At 38.3% G+C, this 17371-nt stretch carries 17 protein-coding genes; 2 read left to right on the top strand and 15 right to left on the bottom strand.

Features of this window, described 5'->3' with window-relative positions; all coding sequences use genetic code 11:
* Window positions 1-5 precede the first annotated feature (5 nt).
* Entirely contained in the window at window positions 6-662 is a 657-nt protein-coding gene (locus KFE17_03630) for a hypothetical protein (GenBank protein QUO32855.1), read from the bottom strand.
* Between the two features lie 174 nt (window positions 663-836).
* On the opposite strand from KFE17_03630, the gene KFE17_03635 reads away from it, so the two are divergent.
* Window positions 837-2309 (top strand): transposase, encoded by a 1473-nt coding sequence (locus KFE17_03635; protein QUO32856.1) that lies wholly within the window; start codon window positions 837-839, stop codon window positions 2307-2309.
* Window positions 2310-2884: 575 nt separating this feature from the next.
* Window positions 2885-4165 carry an IS110 family transposase gene (locus KFE17_03640; GenBank protein ID QUO32857.1) on the top strand — a complete coding sequence of 427 codons (1281 nt, stop codon included), beginning with the start codon at window positions 2885-2887 and terminating at the stop codon, window positions 4163-4165.
* Window positions 4166-4275: 110 nt separating this feature from the next.
* Here the strand turns inward: KFE17_03640 and KFE17_03645 are convergent, their stop codons facing one another.
* The 14 genes from KFE17_03645 to KFE17_03710 form a co-directional block, all read right to left on the bottom strand.
* Window positions 4276-6408, bottom strand: a complete 2133-nt coding sequence (locus KFE17_03645) for a transglycosylase SLT domain-containing protein (GenBank protein ID QUO32858.1) — start codon at window positions 6406-6408, stop codon at window positions 4276-4278.
* A gap of 14 nt (window positions 6409-6422) precedes the next feature.
* Window positions 6423-8366 carry a hypothetical protein gene (locus KFE17_03650; GenBank protein QUO32859.1) on the bottom strand — a complete coding sequence of 648 codons (1944 nt, stop codon included), beginning with the start codon at window positions 8364-8366 and terminating at the stop codon, window positions 6423-6425.
* Between the two features lie 68 nt (window positions 8367-8434).
* A complete protein-coding gene (locus KFE17_03655) occupies window positions 8435-8770 on the bottom strand; it encodes a hypothetical protein (GenBank protein ID QUO33607.1) in 336 nt (111 codons plus the stop codon).
* Between the two features lie 364 nt (window positions 8771-9134).
* Window positions 9135-9356 carry a hypothetical protein gene (locus KFE17_03660; protein QUO32860.1) on the bottom strand — a complete coding sequence of 74 codons (222 nt, stop codon included), beginning with the start codon at window positions 9354-9356 and terminating at the stop codon, window positions 9135-9137.
* 291 nt (window positions 9357-9647) lie between these two features.
* A complete protein-coding gene (locus KFE17_03665; GenBank protein QUO32861.1) occupies window positions 9648-9848 on the bottom strand; it encodes a helix-turn-helix domain-containing protein in 201 nt (66 codons plus the stop codon).
* Window positions 9838-10278 (bottom strand): sigma-70 family RNA polymerase sigma factor, encoded by a 441-nt coding sequence (locus KFE17_03670; GenBank protein QUO32862.1) that lies wholly within the window; start codon window positions 10276-10278, stop codon window positions 9838-9840. The genes KFE17_03665 and KFE17_03670 overlap by 11 nt, the downstream gene beginning before the upstream one ends.
* 336 nt (window positions 10279-10614) lie before the next feature.
* Window positions 10615-11067: a hypothetical protein gene (locus tag KFE17_03675; protein ID QUO32863.1), complete on the bottom strand. Its 453-nt coding sequence runs from the start codon at window positions 11065-11067 to the stop codon at window positions 10615-10617.
* A gap of 10 nt (window positions 11068-11077) precedes the next feature.
* Entirely contained in the window at window positions 11078-11515 is a 438-nt protein-coding gene (gene lepB, locus KFE17_03680) for a signal peptidase I (protein QUO32864.1), read from the bottom strand.
* Window positions 11516-11552: 37 nt separating this feature from the next.
* Window positions 11553-11891 (bottom strand): hypothetical protein, encoded by a 339-nt coding sequence (locus KFE17_03685; protein ID QUO32865.1) that lies wholly within the window; start codon window positions 11889-11891, stop codon window positions 11553-11555.
* A gap of 14 nt (window positions 11892-11905) precedes the next feature.
* Entirely contained in the window at window positions 11906-12850 is a 945-nt protein-coding gene (locus KFE17_03690) for a ParM/StbA family protein (protein ID QUO32866.1), read from the bottom strand.
* A 113-nt stretch (window positions 12851-12963) separates the two neighbouring features.
* The gene (locus KFE17_03695; protein ID QUO33608.1) at window positions 12964-13521 is read right to left on the bottom strand and encodes a hypothetical protein; all 558 of its coding nucleotides are present in this window, start codon (window positions 13519-13521) and stop codon (window positions 12964-12966) included.
* Window positions 13522-13870: 349 nt separating this feature from the next.
* Entirely contained in the window at window positions 13871-14836 is a 966-nt protein-coding gene (locus KFE17_03700) for a hypothetical protein (GenBank protein ID QUO33609.1), read from the bottom strand.
* A gap of 1140 nt (window positions 14837-15976) precedes the next feature.
* Window positions 15977-16771 (bottom strand): hypothetical protein, encoded by a 795-nt coding sequence (locus KFE17_03705; protein QUO32867.1) that lies wholly within the window; start codon window positions 16769-16771, stop codon window positions 15977-15979.
* Entirely contained in the window at window positions 16761-17261 is a 501-nt protein-coding gene (locus KFE17_03710) for a sigma-70 family RNA polymerase sigma factor (GenBank protein QUO32868.1), read from the bottom strand. The genes KFE17_03705 and KFE17_03710 overlap by 11 nt, the downstream gene beginning before the upstream one ends.
* Between the last annotated feature and the right edge of the window lie 110 nt (window positions 17262-17371).

The following is a 17371-nucleotide window of genomic DNA, read 5'->3' on the forward strand; positions in this document are numbered from 1 at the left end:
TCCTGTTAATCATACTTGTTTCTTTTCTTACGAACCAAAAGCCCTATAACCAAAGCAGTTCCTGACAAAATTCCAATCCCCAAAAGATACTTTCCGATCCCTTGTTCTTCCTCCAAAAGAGTTTTGATGATATTTTCTTCATCCACTGTTTCTTTTATCTCTGTATGCAGAGAATTTTCCGACTTTTCTTTTTGTATTTCTGCCACTGTTCCAATCTCTTCTTCCATAACCATAATTTTCAAAAGAAGTAACTGATCTGGTTTTACCTTTAGTTCCTCTTGGGAATATTCCGTTTTATAGACACATTCTTCATCTGCCGCTTCCACTGATTTCACCATATAGATTCCTGTATTTACCGGAATATTCTGTTCATACAGGTTATCCTCTGATAATTCATACTGTCTGCTTGCACCATTTTCCTTTTGTATTGTAACAGAAATTTTTCCTGTAAATCCCGTAAAACACTCTGTTCGTAAAGCAAGTGTCGCAGTCGGTTGTTCGGTATCTGTGAAATTCTCTGCATACGATTCTCGTTCTTTCCATTGGACAGTTTCCGGATCTTCTTGATTTTTATCTGTCTTTGCAAATACATCCATGGAAAAAAGACTGAAAAATAGACTACATGCGGTAATCAAACAACAAATTTTGCTTTTCAACTGCATCTACCACGCCTCCTCGTATAATAAGTTTGTAATAGGCGTTTGCGAAACGCCGCAAGCCGCATAAATACGGCATTTTTTGTTGCTCAAAAGCAAATAACTCCTCACTGGATATGGTATAATAGAGTTGCCAAAAACTAAAATCCGCAATCCAAGAAAGGAGTTATTCTAATACCTATGATACCATATAAACAGCTTTCTTTGGCAGATATTTTTTCGGATTGCCAAGATAAATTTGAAAATGACAAACCTGCATTTCTTTCTCTATTGGAAACTCATATCGATTTGGATGAGTTTATTCCGATTTCTTTCAGAAATCATTTTTATGCATCAACGGGACGAACCCGTAAATACCCTTTACAAGCTTTTTTGTGGGCTTTGATCATCCAACGTATTTTCTCCATCCCTACGGATCAACTTCTTTTGACTTTTCTCACTTACTCAAAACCTCTTCGTGAATTTTGTGGTTTTACCAAAGTCCCAGACGCTTCCAAAATAACCCGCTTCAAACAGGACTTTTTAGGTGACCTGCAGCTTGTTTTCGATAAACTTGTTGATGTTACTGAGCCTATCTGTCAGGCAATTGACTCTGCAAAAGCGGATATGACTATCTTTGATTCTTCCGGTATTGAAGCATTCGTTACAGAAAATAATCCAAAGTATGCTAACAGAATTATCAAACAGCTTAAAGCTTATGCAAAAACTCAGGGATTTGATAAATCTTACGACCCCTACAAAGCTGCTTATGGTTCCATGCCTTCCCATGCTTCTGCTAACCCTGAAATCAAACAACTTTATATCAATGGCCATTTTTGCTATGTTTTCAAATTTGGCATTGTTACCAATGGGCTGGGAATTATTCGTCATATCTCTTTTTATAATAAAGACTTTATGTATGCACATCCTGATATTATTATCGAAAAGAAATCCGACTCCCCTGATGAGGATAAAAGTGTTCATGATTCAAAGCTTTTGATTCCGACACTCAAAGACTTCTTTTCCAAACATCCACTGATTAATCCGAAAACTTTCCTTGGAGATGCAGCTTTCGATACCACACAGCTCTATAAGAGCCTTCTTACTGGTAACACTTTTGGTAATGACAAACATTTCGCCAAAGCTTATATTCCACTGAATGCAAGATCCGGACTTGAACATCCAGACTATACCATCAATGAAGATGGTATCCCCTGCTGTCCTCATGACCCTTCGCTTTCTATGAAGTACGAATGCACTTCTAAACTAAGAAACGGTATTACCAGATTCAAGTTTGTCTGTCCCAAAATGAAGTGGGCTTACGATAAATCTACCAGAAAATCCTATCGGCAATGCTGTTGCAAAACTCCCTGTACCACATCAAGAGGTGGTCGTATGGTTTATATCTATCCTGAAAAGAATCTGCGTGCTTATCCCGGAACGATTCGCGGAACCGAAGAATGGGATAATACCTACAAAATCAGGACTGTTGTGGAAAGAAACATCAATCACATCAAGGATAATCTTTGTCTTGCAGGACGCCGAACCCAGAATGAGAGGACTTTGTATGTGGATTTAATTCTTGCAGGTATTACACAACTCATCAGTGTCGTTCTTGCAGATAAAATCAAACATCACGAATACATTCGAAGTTTAAAACCTCTCATAGCATAGGACTTACCAACTCTATAAAGCCTAAGGCTTATTAAAGTGCGCCTAAACTGTCCGCTTACCCACATTTTATTCCAGAACTCGTGCAGAGCATGAATTCATCCCTTTTCTTGTTCAAGATTGCAAACAAACTTCGTGAGTTTCGCAATTACCTATAAGTTTGTAAGCAAGAAAAACGCTTACAGACTTATTCTTTTTTTGATAAGACAGAAGGATATTTCTAAACATCTTTTCCGAAGATTCTTCTTCAGCAATGCTGCTTCATCCTTTCTCTGTCTTTAGATTAATAAGTTACTTTATAGTCATGCTCCCAGATGCTATACTTAGGTTCGTAAGAACTGTAGCTGTGGTTACTGCTTTACGCCTCCTGCAAAACATGTTGTTATTGCCAAAAAAAGCTTGCAGCCCTAACGCTACGCTAAGACTTATTACACAAATGCTGCATCCCGGTTTCTAGCCACCAGCAGGGTATTTTTTACCGGTGAATGCTCATAATGCGAGGTTTAGGGTGGCGTAGTGATCTGGGATAAGCCATGATTACATTCTTTTTATTCTACGATGAAAGGTGGTGACGATCCGTGAAAGAAAAATTCGATTACCTCTCAACGCTTTTTGTTGGGATTGATATTGCATCCCGTATCCATGTGCTTTCTGCTCTTGATTTTAATCAGGACTTTTTCATAAAGATGAAGCCTGTTCAAAATACTCAAGATGGTGCTACTCTTCTTGAGAGCATGATTGTTGATGTTTTGAAAGAAAACCATCAGTTTAAATACGTTGTCATTGCAATGGAATCCACCGGATTCTATGGTGTCCATCTGGCTAATTACCTTTCTGCCAGCGATTTACTGGCTCCATTTTCAGTCCGTGTTTATTGCCTCAATCCAAAAGAAGTGAAAAATTATAAAAAATCCTTCAACGACATCGGAAAGAACGATGGCATTGATTCTTTTGTCATTGCCGATTTTGCCCGTGTTGGGCGTATCAGCATCAAACCTTGGCGCGGTTCCCAATACCTTGCTTTGCAAAGGCTTACCAGACACCGTATGCACATCACTGAATGTATTGCCAGAGAAAAAACATATATGTTAAATAACATCTTTCTGAAATTCAGTGAGTATGCTTTACTGCGTGATGGAGAACATCCCTTTTCAAATAAATACAGTGCTACTGCCGAAGCAATCCTGACCGAATTTACCACCAATGAGGATATTGTGAACTCCTCTGTGGAAGATCTCGTTGCTTTCATTAATGCAAAAAGCCGAGGCCGGATTGCTGATCCAGAAGAAACTGCCAAGATGGTACAAGCTGCCGCCCGCAATTCATACAGACTTGATAAATGCCTTTATGAACCGCTTACGATTTCAATTGCATCCTCTTTTAACTGTATCAGTTCTTTTGAAAAGGAATTAAAAGCAATTGACAAAGCAATCCTGCAAACTGTACAGGGGATAAATCCCGACGAATATACCGTGCTAAATTCTATCCCTGGCATCGGTAAGGTTTACTCTGCCGGGATTCTTGCTGAAATCGGTTCAGTCAAGGCTTTTCAAAATGCCAATGCTCTCGCAAAGTATTGCGGCATTATCTGGAATGATAATGATTCCGGAGATTTTGAGGCCGAAGACAAACGTATGAGCAAAGCTGGCAACAGTTACCTGCGCTATTACATTATAGAAGCTACTGGAAGTGTCATAAGACACTGCCCTGAATATGAACGCTTCTATCAAAAGAAATATGCTGAAACAAGAAATCATCAGCATAAACGAGCACTCGCGTTGACTTCCCGTAAATTTATACGTCTGCTCTATGGTCTGCTGGACAAGGGCCAACTCTACTCTCCGGAAAAGAGTAGGTAATCCATATCGCATTTTCTGCTTGTGAAACTCGTTGTAATTCACAGGTTTATTAAAGTTACCCTTTTGTATAAAAATCTTTTCAAAATAACCCTTGACTATTTACCAAATTGCTATTTCTTTCCAATAATCCAAAATGCTCCCGCACTTAAATCACGTCCGTATGATTTAATCGTATCAACACTATAGACCTTTGTGCTTCGCTCTCTGCTCGCACAATCTGCAATCGTGATGTAACCGTCTCTTGTCACTCCGGTAAGTACGATAAAATGTCCGCTGCCACTTCCTGTTATGGTATATGCTTCACATATTTCGACAACCATTTTCCCTTCCTTCAGCGATTGTACAACATAGTCCATACGGTCTTTTCCCACGCGCTCACATGTCAATCCCCAGTTACTTGCAGCATTTCCGATGAAAGAATGTGCCGTACCCACTCCTGACACATATTCTCCATTCTGAATCGAAAATGCACAGGTCGTCTGCGGATTTACCGTTTGTCCGGTAAGAGTAGATATGACAATTGACATTGAGGTTGGTCCACACCCTGCTGCCCCTATGGTACTTGTTCCATAAGGCATACTGCCCCATGGTTCTTCAGTCTGATTAAAATAGACCACTTTTTTTACTCCTTTTCCGACTGTATCGTATGTAAAGATATCTCCCGATACATCAAGATTACTGACATAGGTATCATCTCCTCCGCCGGTCACAAAATCTTTCCATGAAAACAATGAGAAAAAGGCGTCTTTTAAGGCTGATACACCATCCTCCATTACTTTTAATACTTTTAGTACCAATTCAAAAGTACTCTGGCTCGTAACATATTTATATTCATACCCACTTCCAGCTTGTGGCTGTGAATTAAGAAGGAGTGCAAGTGTATACTCAACCGTTTTTTTTGTCACAGGAACCGTTTCTATCACTACGTTTTCTCCGTCTTTTTTCATCTTTTCATAGGTGTCCTTATCTATTCCGATCTTCCCCGTTTCTGAAATCTGATAGTATTTGCTTTCCGTAGCCGCTTGTTCCTTCTCATCTGTTACAGACCATGAAAAAAAGCTGTCAACATGTTCTGTGACAGCATTCTTTAACAGTTGATACGGTTCACTTAAATCCTCATCTGATTCTATATCAGCACCGTTTTCCGTCTTTCCTTCTGCAATCGTCAAATATCCCAAGACCTTTTTCACATAGTTTTGTGTCTCTTTATACGGCGGAATCTGATAACCGTATTTTATGACTGCCCCCGGTCCCGCATTATAAGCAGCAATGGCAAGCTCCAAGCCGTTAGAATAATCTTTAAATCGCTCCAGATTGCCTGCAATATATTTTGCCCCGCCCATAATATTTTGACGTGCATCATAGGGATCTACTCCCAGCGAGGCTGCCGTTGCCGGCATAAGTTGCATAATACCGATTGCACCGGCTCCGGAAACTGCACCCTGATTAAAATTTGATTCGGTTTTTCCCATCGCTTTAAGCAGAGCCACAGGAACGCCGTAAGTTTGTGCCGCCTCTTCAAAATAAGAATCATATTGACTTGTCAGATCTGTTGACATATCTCCCCATTCACTGGAATATCCTAAAAATTTATTCCTTGTACTGTTATCCCAAATATCCAGCAAAAAGATGGAAAGATAATAACTTGCATTCCTCTTGAACTTGGTTTCATATTCGTCTATCACAGATAACTGGTAATCGCTATAGTTTTTCTCCTTATCTGCATCAATTTCTTCAATCTTCAAATCTCTGTTTTGCTCAATAATCGCTAGAATTTCACGCTCATACTCCTCTTGATCAAAAATCTGCTCGATCCGGATTTTCAAGTTAGAGAGTTCTTCTGACTGAGCTTCATTTGCAAAAGCGTCCGCATCAGCAAATCCCAGATAAGTCAAAATAATGCCTATAAGGTTCGCAATAATAAACATAAATAGAAAAATTGCTCCAAGAATGCCGCCAATCACCTTCCAGAAGGTCTTACTGGTTACAATCACACCGACCACTGCTCCCAATGGACCTGCAAGGGCTGTTCCTGTTGTTGCACCAGCCGCTGCTGCACCGCCTTGCGCAGAAGCAGTCGCGGCATAGGCTGCCTGTGATGTATGAGCTGCTTTTTGTGCTGCATTTGCTCCCTGTTTTGCCTGATTGACCGCTTTTTTTACTTGCCCTGCTGTTTGTGCCGCTTGACTTGCAGTGCCAGCCGCCTGATCTAAAGGAGAGGATTCTGACCTGTCATCTCTCATACATACACCCCTCCTTATGTCAGAAAATGATCTTCACTGTGACTGTGGTTTCTCTGGTTCTTCTTACGAAATTCTTCTCTTGTTTTAGGAACTTCACGAATTTCTCCTGATTCCGAACCAATTCCCTGCTCCCTTTTTTTCAATTCCTCTGCATGAATGCCTTGATTTGACTCCATATTAGTAGAAGTATTTTGATACATCGGTCCGTCAAAATCATGATAACCTTCTGATTCATATTTGCCATTCTCACGAGCTGAACTGAAATCCGTATGAGGCGATCTTCCTTCTGATGTATAACCTTGTCCGCCTACTGTATAAGAAGATTCCCCTTCATTAGATGCATATACTCCACCAGAAGTTTCAGAAGAATCCGATAGTTTCATACCGGCGTTACCACTTATTTCACTAATGATCCCACCAGATTGTACGGATGCCTGCTCTCCGGATGAAGGATTTCCGCCTGAAAGAGCTGTTTCCCCGCCTGACGTATCCATTCCACTTCCAATTCCGATATCGTCGCCTCCAGCACTGCCGATTGCATTTCCTTCTAATTCCATATCCGGTTCTGAAGATTCTTCCATTCCAGCTTCCTCTTCTTCTACTGGATAATCGCCAAGATCATTAACTGCACTTCCTTCTCCCGTAAACGCACCATTTATATCGGAATTGTCCATACCATCTACAAAAGCGTCCGCATCATTTTGTGATGTTGTACCAGAATCAAAATCTGTGGCATCCTGCATACCACTCATATCCATCATGCCATCCTCTGTTTCAGCAAATGAATCTTGCGGCATCATACCCATTTCCTCCAGAACGCTGCCCTGTTCGTCATCCATTGTATCAAAATCTCCATTTGCCAGTTCCATATCTGCTGTTTCATCTGTCGTAGCGCCACTAAACTCATTTTCTCCATCCATACGCACAGCATCATTATCACCTGGAAATCCCATTGGAATTGGTCCCGGGGCGGCATCTGTCATTCCGGCTCCATCTGTAGCTGCAGTCTGGCTTTCCGTACCCGTAGGACTACTGCTGCCCGATGATTCTCCGCTACCTCTGCCAACATGTGACAAAACTCTACCGGCAGCCATCATCAGTCCAAGCGCTCCGATTCCAGTTGTTGGTCGTCCAAGATTAACGCCTAGTGATGATAAATACGAATCCAGTTTAAATGTAACTTTACAAAATCCTACCAAACATAACGTCGCTACAAAGAATTTTGTAAATCCGTATGCACTCGCATTCAGATTTCCATATCCAGATAAAAACATTTTCAAGCACCAGGAATTCAGAAGAATCAAGATAATCTGTCCTCCAAACATTTTCGCCCATGATGCAAGAATATTATTTGTCGCTTTCGATCCGCCTGTACCAAATGCCAAAGGTGCTGTATAAGAGAATACTCCTAAAAGTACATAGCGTTCTGCAATTACAAAGAGCATTTTGAAATAATTCCATGCAACTACAAACTGCATAATCAACATTAAAATCGCTATGTTTAAACTGTCAATTCCCAGTCCGCCTGTCAGTCCTTCCAGCACCGATACATACTCTGAAAAACTGCTTACTTCAACATCTGTGCCTGTGATCCATTGATATGGTGTTCCTGCTACCGCCAGAATGTAATCCACCAGCGGTTTCGCTGCTACAATAAAAAACAGACTAATTCCAGTCCGGCATACTAATTCTATTGGATCTTCACTGGCAACCCCCGCTTTCCCGAACATACTTTTAAATAATTGCCAGACACATATCAAAAGAAGCAGAGCAATTCCCATCGGCAACACTACATTTTTATACAAGTCTCCTACTACGGAAAATAGTTCCTCAAACAAGCTAAGGTCACAGGACAGAAGTTCGGTAAACATATCTGTTACAAGTGTCATCATATCAATGACAAACTGAGATAACATTTCTCTGATTCCTTCGACCAATAATTCTAATAACCAACCCATGTATGTGTTTTACCTTTTCAGGTAACCCCCTTTCTGCCGGGAGAGCACCGGCTTTTTCTTTGTTTTCATTAACCGCCGAAGATACTCTGTGGAATAATACTTTCGAAATAAGTTACAATAGCTCCCATCGTCATGAGCGCTGCCCAACAAATAATGATTCTTTTTAACCAGGATCTTGATTCATCTACAGTACGTCCCGATTTAGAAAAATTCATTAAAAACAAACAGACTGCCGCACATACAACCGCTGCTACTGTAGCAATTCCTGCCACATCCTTATACACTGTCTGCATTGCATTTTTAGCTGTTTCAAAAATCCCAGCTGCGAACACAGGGGATGCGGAAACTGCAATCAATACGACTGCCAAAAATGCGACAAACGCAAAACAGGGAACCAGTTCCATGTACTGATTCCCTGCTTTATGACTAGCTGTATTCTGTTTTCTGATATTTCCCGTCAATAACTTCCCTCCCTTCTAATAAAAATCTATATGTTCCCGTCAGATTCCCGTCTGCACAAATACGACAGACACCTAATCTGCGCACAAAAAAAGACAGCCCTTCTGCGGCTGCCCGTTCATTGTAATGTTTTGCGGCTCTCCATGAAAGTCTCATCCATGCACAAAACTTTACTTTATCATTGTATATTTGCAGAAGTCATCTGTCAATATCAATAGGTTCGCAATATAGTCGCATAATCATAGCAATTTTATCTCTTATCTTATTTTGGGAAAGGCTATCCATATTTGACAGCCTTTCCTCTCCCTTCTATGCAGCTATCGGCATTGCATTATCTTCTATCATCCCAAAATCAATACAGTAACGAATCCGGTCTGTTTCAAATTTAATGTATGCATCCGTTACCTCAATCACACGCCTCACTCTTGCTGTTTCTTTCCATGTTCCATTGCTGAAATATCTTACATTCATTCCTCTGATTATCGGCAATACAACTTTACCGTAAATCTGTACAAATTTTTTGGGTTTCATTCGTATTCCTCCTTTCCCATTCTTCTTTCGTCCTGCTATCCTGTCCTCCTCTCCGATACTTTCTACTTTCAGACATACAAAAAAAGACACTGATTATCCTAAAACAATCAATGCCTTTCTTCCGAATTTACTCGCAGATATCTGCCTAAATTTTAGTTTCAACCTACGCTGAAACAAAAACAATGTCTTCCAGAATCTATTGTCTGAAAAAAATTTGTATCACTCTTATCATAGTTCAATATATCGTATTTGTCAATCATTCAAGCACTATATATAGTGTTTATTCTCTCTTTATTCCCATTTTGTAGGGATATATGGAAATTTTAAAATACATAAAAGCATCGTGTAAACCAATTCCTGATACAGATCTTCGTCGAATTTTTCATTTATAATCGCCTGACTGATCAGCAAAGGGCGATACATTTCAATAATATCCATCATTGCCTTTTTATCATACGTTCTTGCATACTGTAAAAGTTCTTCAAATTCCATATTTATCACCCCTTAGTAATTTCCGCATCTTTTTCAAAGCGTTATAATATGTATTCTCCGCCTTTTTTTCAGACATCTCCAGAATTCTTCCAATTTCCCGGAATGTTTTTTCGTAAAATATACGGAGCAAAATTACCTTTTTCTGTTCTTCCGTCAAGGTAACAATCGCATGAAATAGCTGTGCATCCTCTATTTGTTCCAACAGTATTCTGATCTCTGTAATTCCATTAAATATTTTTCCAGACAACAGTTCTATTTCTCGTAGTAAATCTTCTGTATTCTGTCCCGGAACAATCAACCCATCTGCATAGCTTGTCTCTATACATTCAATCCTGCATTTTTTCTTCAGGTAGTGTCCTTTTGCATTCAAAACTGACTGTTTCACATACGCACTAAACTGTGTTTTTAAATCGCTATCATATTTATTCATTTCTGCCTCCTGAAAGTTTTTTCTGTTTCGCTGAAACCTCCAGGCGGCGCTCTTATCTTGCATCTTTTCTGTTTCCGTACACATTTCCACAGAAAACTGCCATTTCTGATAAAAAAACAGACTGTCAGGAATAGTTCCCAACAGTCTGATAAATCTATTTGTTTTCTCTTTTTTATGTATCTTCTCTTAATAGGCTTACCTTATGTCCCAAGAAAATACTTGCAAAAGAACATCCGTCATCATACTTCTACCTGAGATTATACCTTTCTTTTTTGCTTTATCTTGTCAAAGCGATTTTTTCGGTATAATCTTAACAGTAGCAATATATAGGAATTCTTACATTTTACCAGTATTTTCCTGCTTAACGGTCAATATTTCCTCGGTATCTTCCCTCCCGTCCAAAAACTCCTGAATATCACCGTCAAATAAAGTAAACGTATCTACTGCTACTTCCTCAATCTTTTCAAAATCACAATCAATCCGATCCGCACTGTATGCTTCCTCTTCATCACGCCTATGCTCAATCATATCTGTTAATTCCTCTTCTCTTACGGATGGTCCGTACTGATATCCGCATTCCGGACAGATACGTGTTTTTTTTGGTATTTTCATCTTACATTTCGGACAAATCTTAAATTTACGCTGTTCAATATCCAACTTTACCGCATATAAAATGATTCCTGCGCTACATATAAAAATAATAAAATTTCCAGCCATCCTATTGATTACCTGCACCCCAAGTCCTATAAGCTGTAACGTACACAATCCGTAAATCCTATTCGTTCTCATATCCTGCCTCCTAAAATAACTTTTTAATCAAAATTCCCCGGATTGCACTTCTTCCAACACATCCAAAAGAACGTGAATCCAAGGAATCTGCTAGGTTGTCTCCTATTAAATAATACTCATTTGCGGACACTCGAAAATCTATATTATTCTGCCCATTCTTGACAGACTCTGCTGCCCATTTCCCATTGACATATACCCCGCTTTCATCAATGTTGACAGTATCACCCTCTGCTGCCAGTATTCTTTTTACTACTGTATAATCCAATTCATCTATATATGCAGTAACAATATCTCCCTTTTGTGGAACCCCCCACTTTTTTAATAATAATGCATTTCCATTTTGGAGTGTTGGCTCCATAGACTCTCCACTCAAATAAACGATAGAAAAAAAGTTCTGGAACACCAGCAATATCAACACCGCAACGATGAACGCCTGTGTTATTCGCATTGCATTTCTTTTGGTTTTCGTATTTTCAGCTCCTTTCTTACTCTATATCTTCAAATACTGCATAATTCTGACGCATTAAATCAGCTTCCTCCTGATCTAATCCGTTATTGTTCTCAGCTTTCACTTGAATCAGCCGATCACCTCGATCCGGTTCATCTTTCTGAATAACTGTCTCTTTTAGTGAAATGTGTGTTTCCGCTGACCGTTCTACAATCGGCGTTTTTCCGCTTTGCAATTCCCAGTAAGCAAGTACTGCCTTCACAATATATCTTGCCTTTTTCCTGCCACATTTGTTCAAAAACTCGCTTACTCGTCTATGATCTTCATCAGCTTCGTCAAACTTCAAATTAAAACGGTATTCATCCTGTTTTGTCATAAGGACTCCCTCCTTTACTGCATCCCTATATCAAACAGATATTTTTTCCGATACCCCCGTACATTGACCTTGGAATCATTTACAACATAATATTCTCCGTCATAGCGCTTCCACACATCTTCAATAATCTTGGATAAAAGAATTGAACCTCCGCCCACGAAAATTGTCATCGACGAACGTAAATCAATGCCACACTCCCGGAACATTCCCAACATTTCTTCTACGTGCTCGGTAACGATTTCTTCTACACGCTTTCGGATTGGTTCACCATACATACAGTTTTCGCCCTTCAAAATGGAGTCAATATCGTTTTCCTTCAAATCCAAATCAAACTTTTCACGAATTCCTTTATTCACCCTCTGATACATGGATATCACACCTTTTCCGGTTGAATCTGTATAATTCCACAAAATCATGCCTTTTTCCAGCAACATATAATCCATCGTAAATCCACCAATATCAATCATCAACACTTTCGGATAAGTGGATAATTTTAATTCTTTTGCCATATACAAGTATGCGGCATACGTCTGCATATGAACAAACACGTTTGAAAAAGTCACTCGGTATGATTTTCCCATATATACAAAGTGAACGATTTTTCCATCCCGGTAAAAGTATTCTCGAAACTTCTTATACTGTCCTCGATAATACAAGGGTGGAAGTCCTACAACAAGATCCATGCTTATTAGTTCTCCCGGTATAAATGATTTTGAATGGCTCATTTCTTCCAACTCTTTTGCAATCGCAAAAAGTGTCAGCAGATAATAGCGATCATCCATCGTCTTATCCGGCAGATATACATTTCTCTCATGGCTCAATCGGTAATATCTGCCCTGATACATTAAGGCTTCTTCATTTTCCCCTGGAACGTCCGCCAGCATTGTGATCCCTGAATTAAATTCAAAATTTTCTGTCTTGATTGCTTTGTTTCCTGTGTCAATCGGCATCATAAACATATTCTCTGTCTCCTTTCCGGTACAAACCATAAAAAAACTTATTGCGTAATTTATGCGCATTCATTACTTGCACCTACTATAAATTTTTCGTATTTGCTACGTCAACAGAATCGCTATTCCTCTTCAAAATTATTTTTGAAAGACTCAATTAGCTTTCTGCTCTCATCCTCATATCCCCATAAAATGCTGCTGACAGCCTGAAATGCCTGCTCACGCCATCGAAAATAAGTTGCCCGGTGTATTCTGGTAATTTTCGGGAAATGTGGTTCCAAATGGTCTAATATTTCCTCTATATTTTCCGCTTTCCTTGCTGACATATAGCTGTAATATAAAACCCAGTAATAACGTTCGCCCTGCGGATGAAACTTCCGCATCAATTCTACTGCTTCATCTATCAGCTTTAAAAACTTATTGGCTTGATTGATTGCCTCAACCCGCTGCTTCATGTCGTCTAAATCCTGATTGATATCCATGCCGGCTTGATAAATATGATCCAGAAATTCATCCAGATTTGTACCATACTCTTCTTGTACCCTGTGCTTTACTTGATTCACCTTAATCTGCATTCTCCAATTTACAGACCGGTATATTTTAAACAGACGGATCACATCATGGTAAGCAGTATTGTCTTCTCCTTTAAAATCTTGATTTATTACACCCGATTTTCCCATATATTCGCCCCCAATTCTTTCATGGTATCTTTCCTGTGTTGTTTCATCCAGCAAACTCCTAATATCAACATATAATCCCTCCAAATTGTTTTATCCTGCATTCATCCCGTCTGAACAATTCAGCTCATTACCGTATTCAGTTGTCAATGTACCAAACTTCAGTAAATAAGAAGTCCGTACACAAGGCTTTTCTGTAAATTTCATGAATTTTTTCGGAAAGATTAAAAAAATTTTTCAGGCAAATAAAAAAACACGAAAGCAAAAATCTACTCAGATTCTTACTCTCGTGTTTTAATACTTGTTAAAACAGCTTTATTCAATTTAAAAACTGGTTTCTTGTATATCGTTTTTAATCTATAGTTGCCTTAATTCGGTTTTTTAATCTTTCGGGAATTTCTTCTTCCGTTTCCCATATAATTGTGTTTTTTTGTGCTATATCAAAATGCAACCGAACATCTTTTTTACATAGCTGGATAACCGGTTTCCCCAGTCCCATAGCATAACCCTCTTCAAAATAGGCTCCATTATTTTGATGTGATAAATCTACAACAACAAATTTACTATCTCTAATATATTTTAGCAATTCCGGTGTGATAAAATCATTATGTTCCACTTCATCAATCAAAATAGCAATATATCCCGCTTCATGTATGCCCTGTCGTATAGCTTCTCGAAGTATCTTTGTGTCTTCTCCAAATTTCATTGCAACTAAGACATTTTTACCGTTCGAACTATTCTTTTGTAGCATATCAATACGGGCATAACCTGCAGGTGTCAGAATAATAGATCTATTATATTCACCGCCATTCCAAGTTTCCGGTAGTTCAATAAATTTCTGTTCTGCAAGACATCGAAGCATATAATACGCCTGATTCCGTAATGCTTCATCCGTACGTCTTTCCCATTTTCCATTTTTCAACTCATACCGATCTACAAAAAGACAACTAATCATCTCTTCTTTTTCTAATATTATACTTTCTCCCCAATAAGGATTTTTAGAATTCAAATATAAAAGAATATAATCAACCTTTTCTGCAAAAGATTTAGGATACCAATTTTCTACATTTTCATTTTCTAATCGTACTGGATGTCCATGACTTTTATTTCCATTTTCAAATTCTTTTTTATATTCGTCACATTGCTCTTTGCTCATCGTAGTAAAATATCTATACTCATTAAAACTGTGTTTAAATCCATTATACGCTAAGTATGCTCCTAAATGATTCGGATTAAATTCTGTCAACTCTGCAAACACAACATAATATTCATATCGCCCACAAACAGGGCAATCATAAAAATGCTTAACGGGGTCCATATCAAATTGAACAAATGCATTACTTCCACATACAAAACATTTTTTGTTATCATCCATTGTAAAAATCTCCTCATTTCAAAATCTCTCTTTTATATCTTATAGAACAATAAGTGTTCATATTTTACCGTCACAATCTATATCTTTTTTTACTTTCATCTATTATTATACTCTCTCAATTTACCGAACACAAGCTGACCTTTTTCCTAAATTCTTTAAGAAAAAAGCACCTTGCAGTTCATTGCAAAGTACTTTTTATTCCTGATATATTCTTTCATAAATACTCGATAAAATGCTTTGAGGTATTTAAGCCATTTTATTCATATTTTTGTTTACTGGTTGTATAAAATTCTTAACTGTTTTTTGCTAAAAGTGGTCATATTTTGGTCATGGTCATAGTAGTATCTAGTGTTGAAGAGTGTTTTTTAATGTCATTCTGTATCTATATCTTGTACTATTCATCATTGATCAACACTATATATACTAAATAATACTATCTGGACATCTACCCCCGCAGACATCCGGAAAACACATAGCGAAGCGTACGTCTACGTTCTCTTTGTCTTTCATCACCGAGTTCACTTCGTTCCCGATATAGCGGGCCGGCTTCTCGATTTTTAGTAGTATTTCATCGTTTAAAGCTAGTTTTCTCATGAAAACCTCCATATTTTTTTGTATAATCTAAATAATATTTCCCATTCATAGTTTGGTTGTAATTCACTATCTATTTGGTGGCTTCCATATTCACCCAGCATAAATATGAAAAGCCGTTTAAATTATACTAAGCATTAGGAATTGTGTCAATGATTGTGACATATCTTCCCATATTCAAAGGGAGTATTTGATTTCTGTAAGCCATTTGCGGAAGCTTTGCTTTTTCCGTAGCATTATGCAATAAGGTGAACAACAACAGTGCTGCTCACCTCTATTTTCAAAATTTATATACTTTGTACTCTTACATTTTTTTAATTCATCTAAATATTTACGCTTTTCTTCTTCAGGAATTTTCAGACCTTCCATTTCCTGTTCTACCGACCTCCCCATTGTTTCCATAAGTTTTCTAATTGAAAGAACAATTCCTTTCTCAGATCCTTTTTCTTATTGGATTATCCTATAAGAAATGTTATCAATAAAATGACTTTTCTATTCCATACTATCCACAATCTCTTTGATCAGCTCTATAGAGGTGCGTCCACACAAAGTATATCGAATACCATCTGCAACAAAAACCGCACATTTTTCTGAGATGTAATCTTCGGACATATGCTTTCCCGTTGTATCCTGAATAAGATTTACCTTATATCCCTGTTTAGATGTATAGTTTTCCACATACTCATAAAATCCCAAATAATCTGTATCCCATCCTTGCCCCAACTGTTTCTGGCTTAAAACCAAATCCATTGACAGCGATATTGGAGAATAATACGTTTTTCCATGTTCGTACTGATACCGTTCTTCCTCTTCCAGATAGATATAGTTATTTGTATCTCCTATGATATAATTCTCCATTTTTATAATCGCATAATCTTTCCGGTCAGTTTCCATACTCCCTTGCAGATACGACTGATCTGTTGCATACTTGCTCTCTAGCAGATCAATCCCAAGATTAGATTGTAGCATAGCGTAATCAGAAAAATCTTTGTGAATATGCCCATATTGATCTACCTCTGCATTAAGAGGCGCCATCTTTACAATCTTCATCTCATCCAGCTCCGGAAGGGTGGTTGCATTCACGTTTACTTTATTCAAAAAATAATAACCTGCAAACGCAGTAGTCCCGCCAATCAAAAAAGTAAGTGCAATGATAGCCGCATACCGCAGTATCGGATGAGACATCCGTTTCTTCGAACTTCCTAAAACGGTTTTCTTCATACAATCTGTAAACACAATCGTACAAAGTTCTGTGTCTATTTTTTGTTTCATTTCTTTACAATCCATAACCTGCCTCCATCAAAATTTTCCTGAGCTTTTTTCGGGCTCGGTTTACACGTTGTATTGTTACATTTTCTGATTTTCCAATCACCTGTGCAATTTCTTTCATGGACAGTTCCTGATAGTAATATAAAATAATTACTTCTCTGTCCTGAACTTCCATACTTTGAATAGCTCTGGTTATACTATCCCTTTCCAACACATTCTCTATGGGATCAGCAACAACAGTCTGCATATTTTCTTCCAGTTTCCAGCGCCCTATCCGGAACCAGTTCATTCGCATAATATTTTTGCAGCAGTTAATGGCAATCTTTGTAAGCCATGTCTTTTCACTGGATTTCCGGTGAAAACTGTCATAATGTTTCAGTGCTTTTATGAAGGTTTCCTGTGCTGCATCTTCTGCCAAGTGATAATCTTTCAAATAGAGATAACACATCCGCAGTACTGTATCGCCATATTCTGTTATCATTCGCTCTATTTCTTGCTCTGCCGGCATCCCATTTCCCTCCTTCACTTCTTAGACACAGCAATTACCTAAAATATTACATCATTTCCGAAATTTTTTATAAAGTTTCTTATAAGTTAATTGTAAAACTGACTTCTATT

This window comes from Faecalicatena sp. Marseille-Q4148 (assembly GCA_018228665.1).
GTDB lineage: Bacteria > Bacillota > Clostridia > Lachnospirales > Lachnospiraceae > UBA9414.

Bases quoted from the DNA above. Each gene is read 5' to 3' on its own strand.
- KFE17_03660 (QUO32860.1), bottom strand. From the start codon at position 9,356: ATGAAACCCAAAAAATTTGTACAGATTTACGGTAAAGTTGTATTGCCG.
- KFE17_03655 (QUO33607.1), bottom strand. From the start codon at position 8,770: ATGGAACTGGTTCCCTGTTTTGCGTTTGTCGCATTTTTGGCAGTCGTA.
- KFE17_03645 (QUO32858.1), bottom strand. From the start codon at position 6,408: ATGAGAGATGACAGGTCAGAATCCTCTCCTTTAGATCAGGCGGCTGGC.
- KFE17_03710 (QUO32868.1), bottom strand. From the start codon at position 17,261: ATGCCGGCAGAGCAAGAAATAGAGCGAATGATAACAGAATATGGCGAT.
- KFE17_03665 (QUO32861.1), bottom strand. From the start codon at position 9,848: ATGGAATTTGAAGAACTTTTACAGTATGCAAGAACGTATGATAAAAAG.
- KFE17_03675 (QUO32863.1), bottom strand. From the start codon at position 11,067: ATGAGAACGAATAGGATTTACGGATTGTGTACGTTACAGCTTATAGGA.
- KFE17_03685 (QUO32865.1), bottom strand. From the start codon at position 11,891: ATGACAAAACAGGATGAATACCGTTTTAATTTGAAGTTTGACGAAGCT.
- KFE17_03650 (QUO32859.1), bottom strand. From the start codon at position 8,366: ATGGGTTGGTTATTAGAATTATTGGTCGAAGGAATCAGAGAAATGTTA.
- KFE17_03700 (QUO33609.1), bottom strand. From the start codon at position 14,836: ATGGACCCCGTTAAGCATTTTTATGATTGCCCTGTTTGTGGGCGATAT.
- lepB (QUO32864.1), bottom strand. From the start codon at position 11,515: ATGCGAATAACACAGGCGTTCATCGTTGCGGTGTTGATATTGCTGGTG.
- KFE17_03635 (QUO32856.1), top strand. From the start codon at position 837: ATGATACCATATAAACAGCTTTCTTTGGCAGATATTTTTTCGGATTGC.
- KFE17_03695 (QUO33608.1), bottom strand. From the start codon at position 13,521: ATGGGAAAATCGGGTGTAATAAATCAAGATTTTAAAGGAGAAGACAAT.
- KFE17_03705 (QUO32867.1), bottom strand. From the start codon at position 16,771: ATGGATTGTAAAGAAATGAAACAAAAAATAGACACAGAACTTTGTACG.
- KFE17_03630 (QUO32855.1), bottom strand. From the start codon at position 662: ATGCAGTTGAAAAGCAAAATTTGTTGTTTGATTACCGCATGTAGTCTA.
- KFE17_03670 (QUO32862.1), bottom strand. From the start codon at position 10,278: ATGAATAAATATGATAGCGATTTAAAAACACAGTTTAGTGCGTATGTG.
- KFE17_03690 (QUO32866.1), bottom strand. From the start codon at position 12,850: ATGTTTATGATGCCGATTGACACAGGAAACAAAGCAATCAAGACAGAA.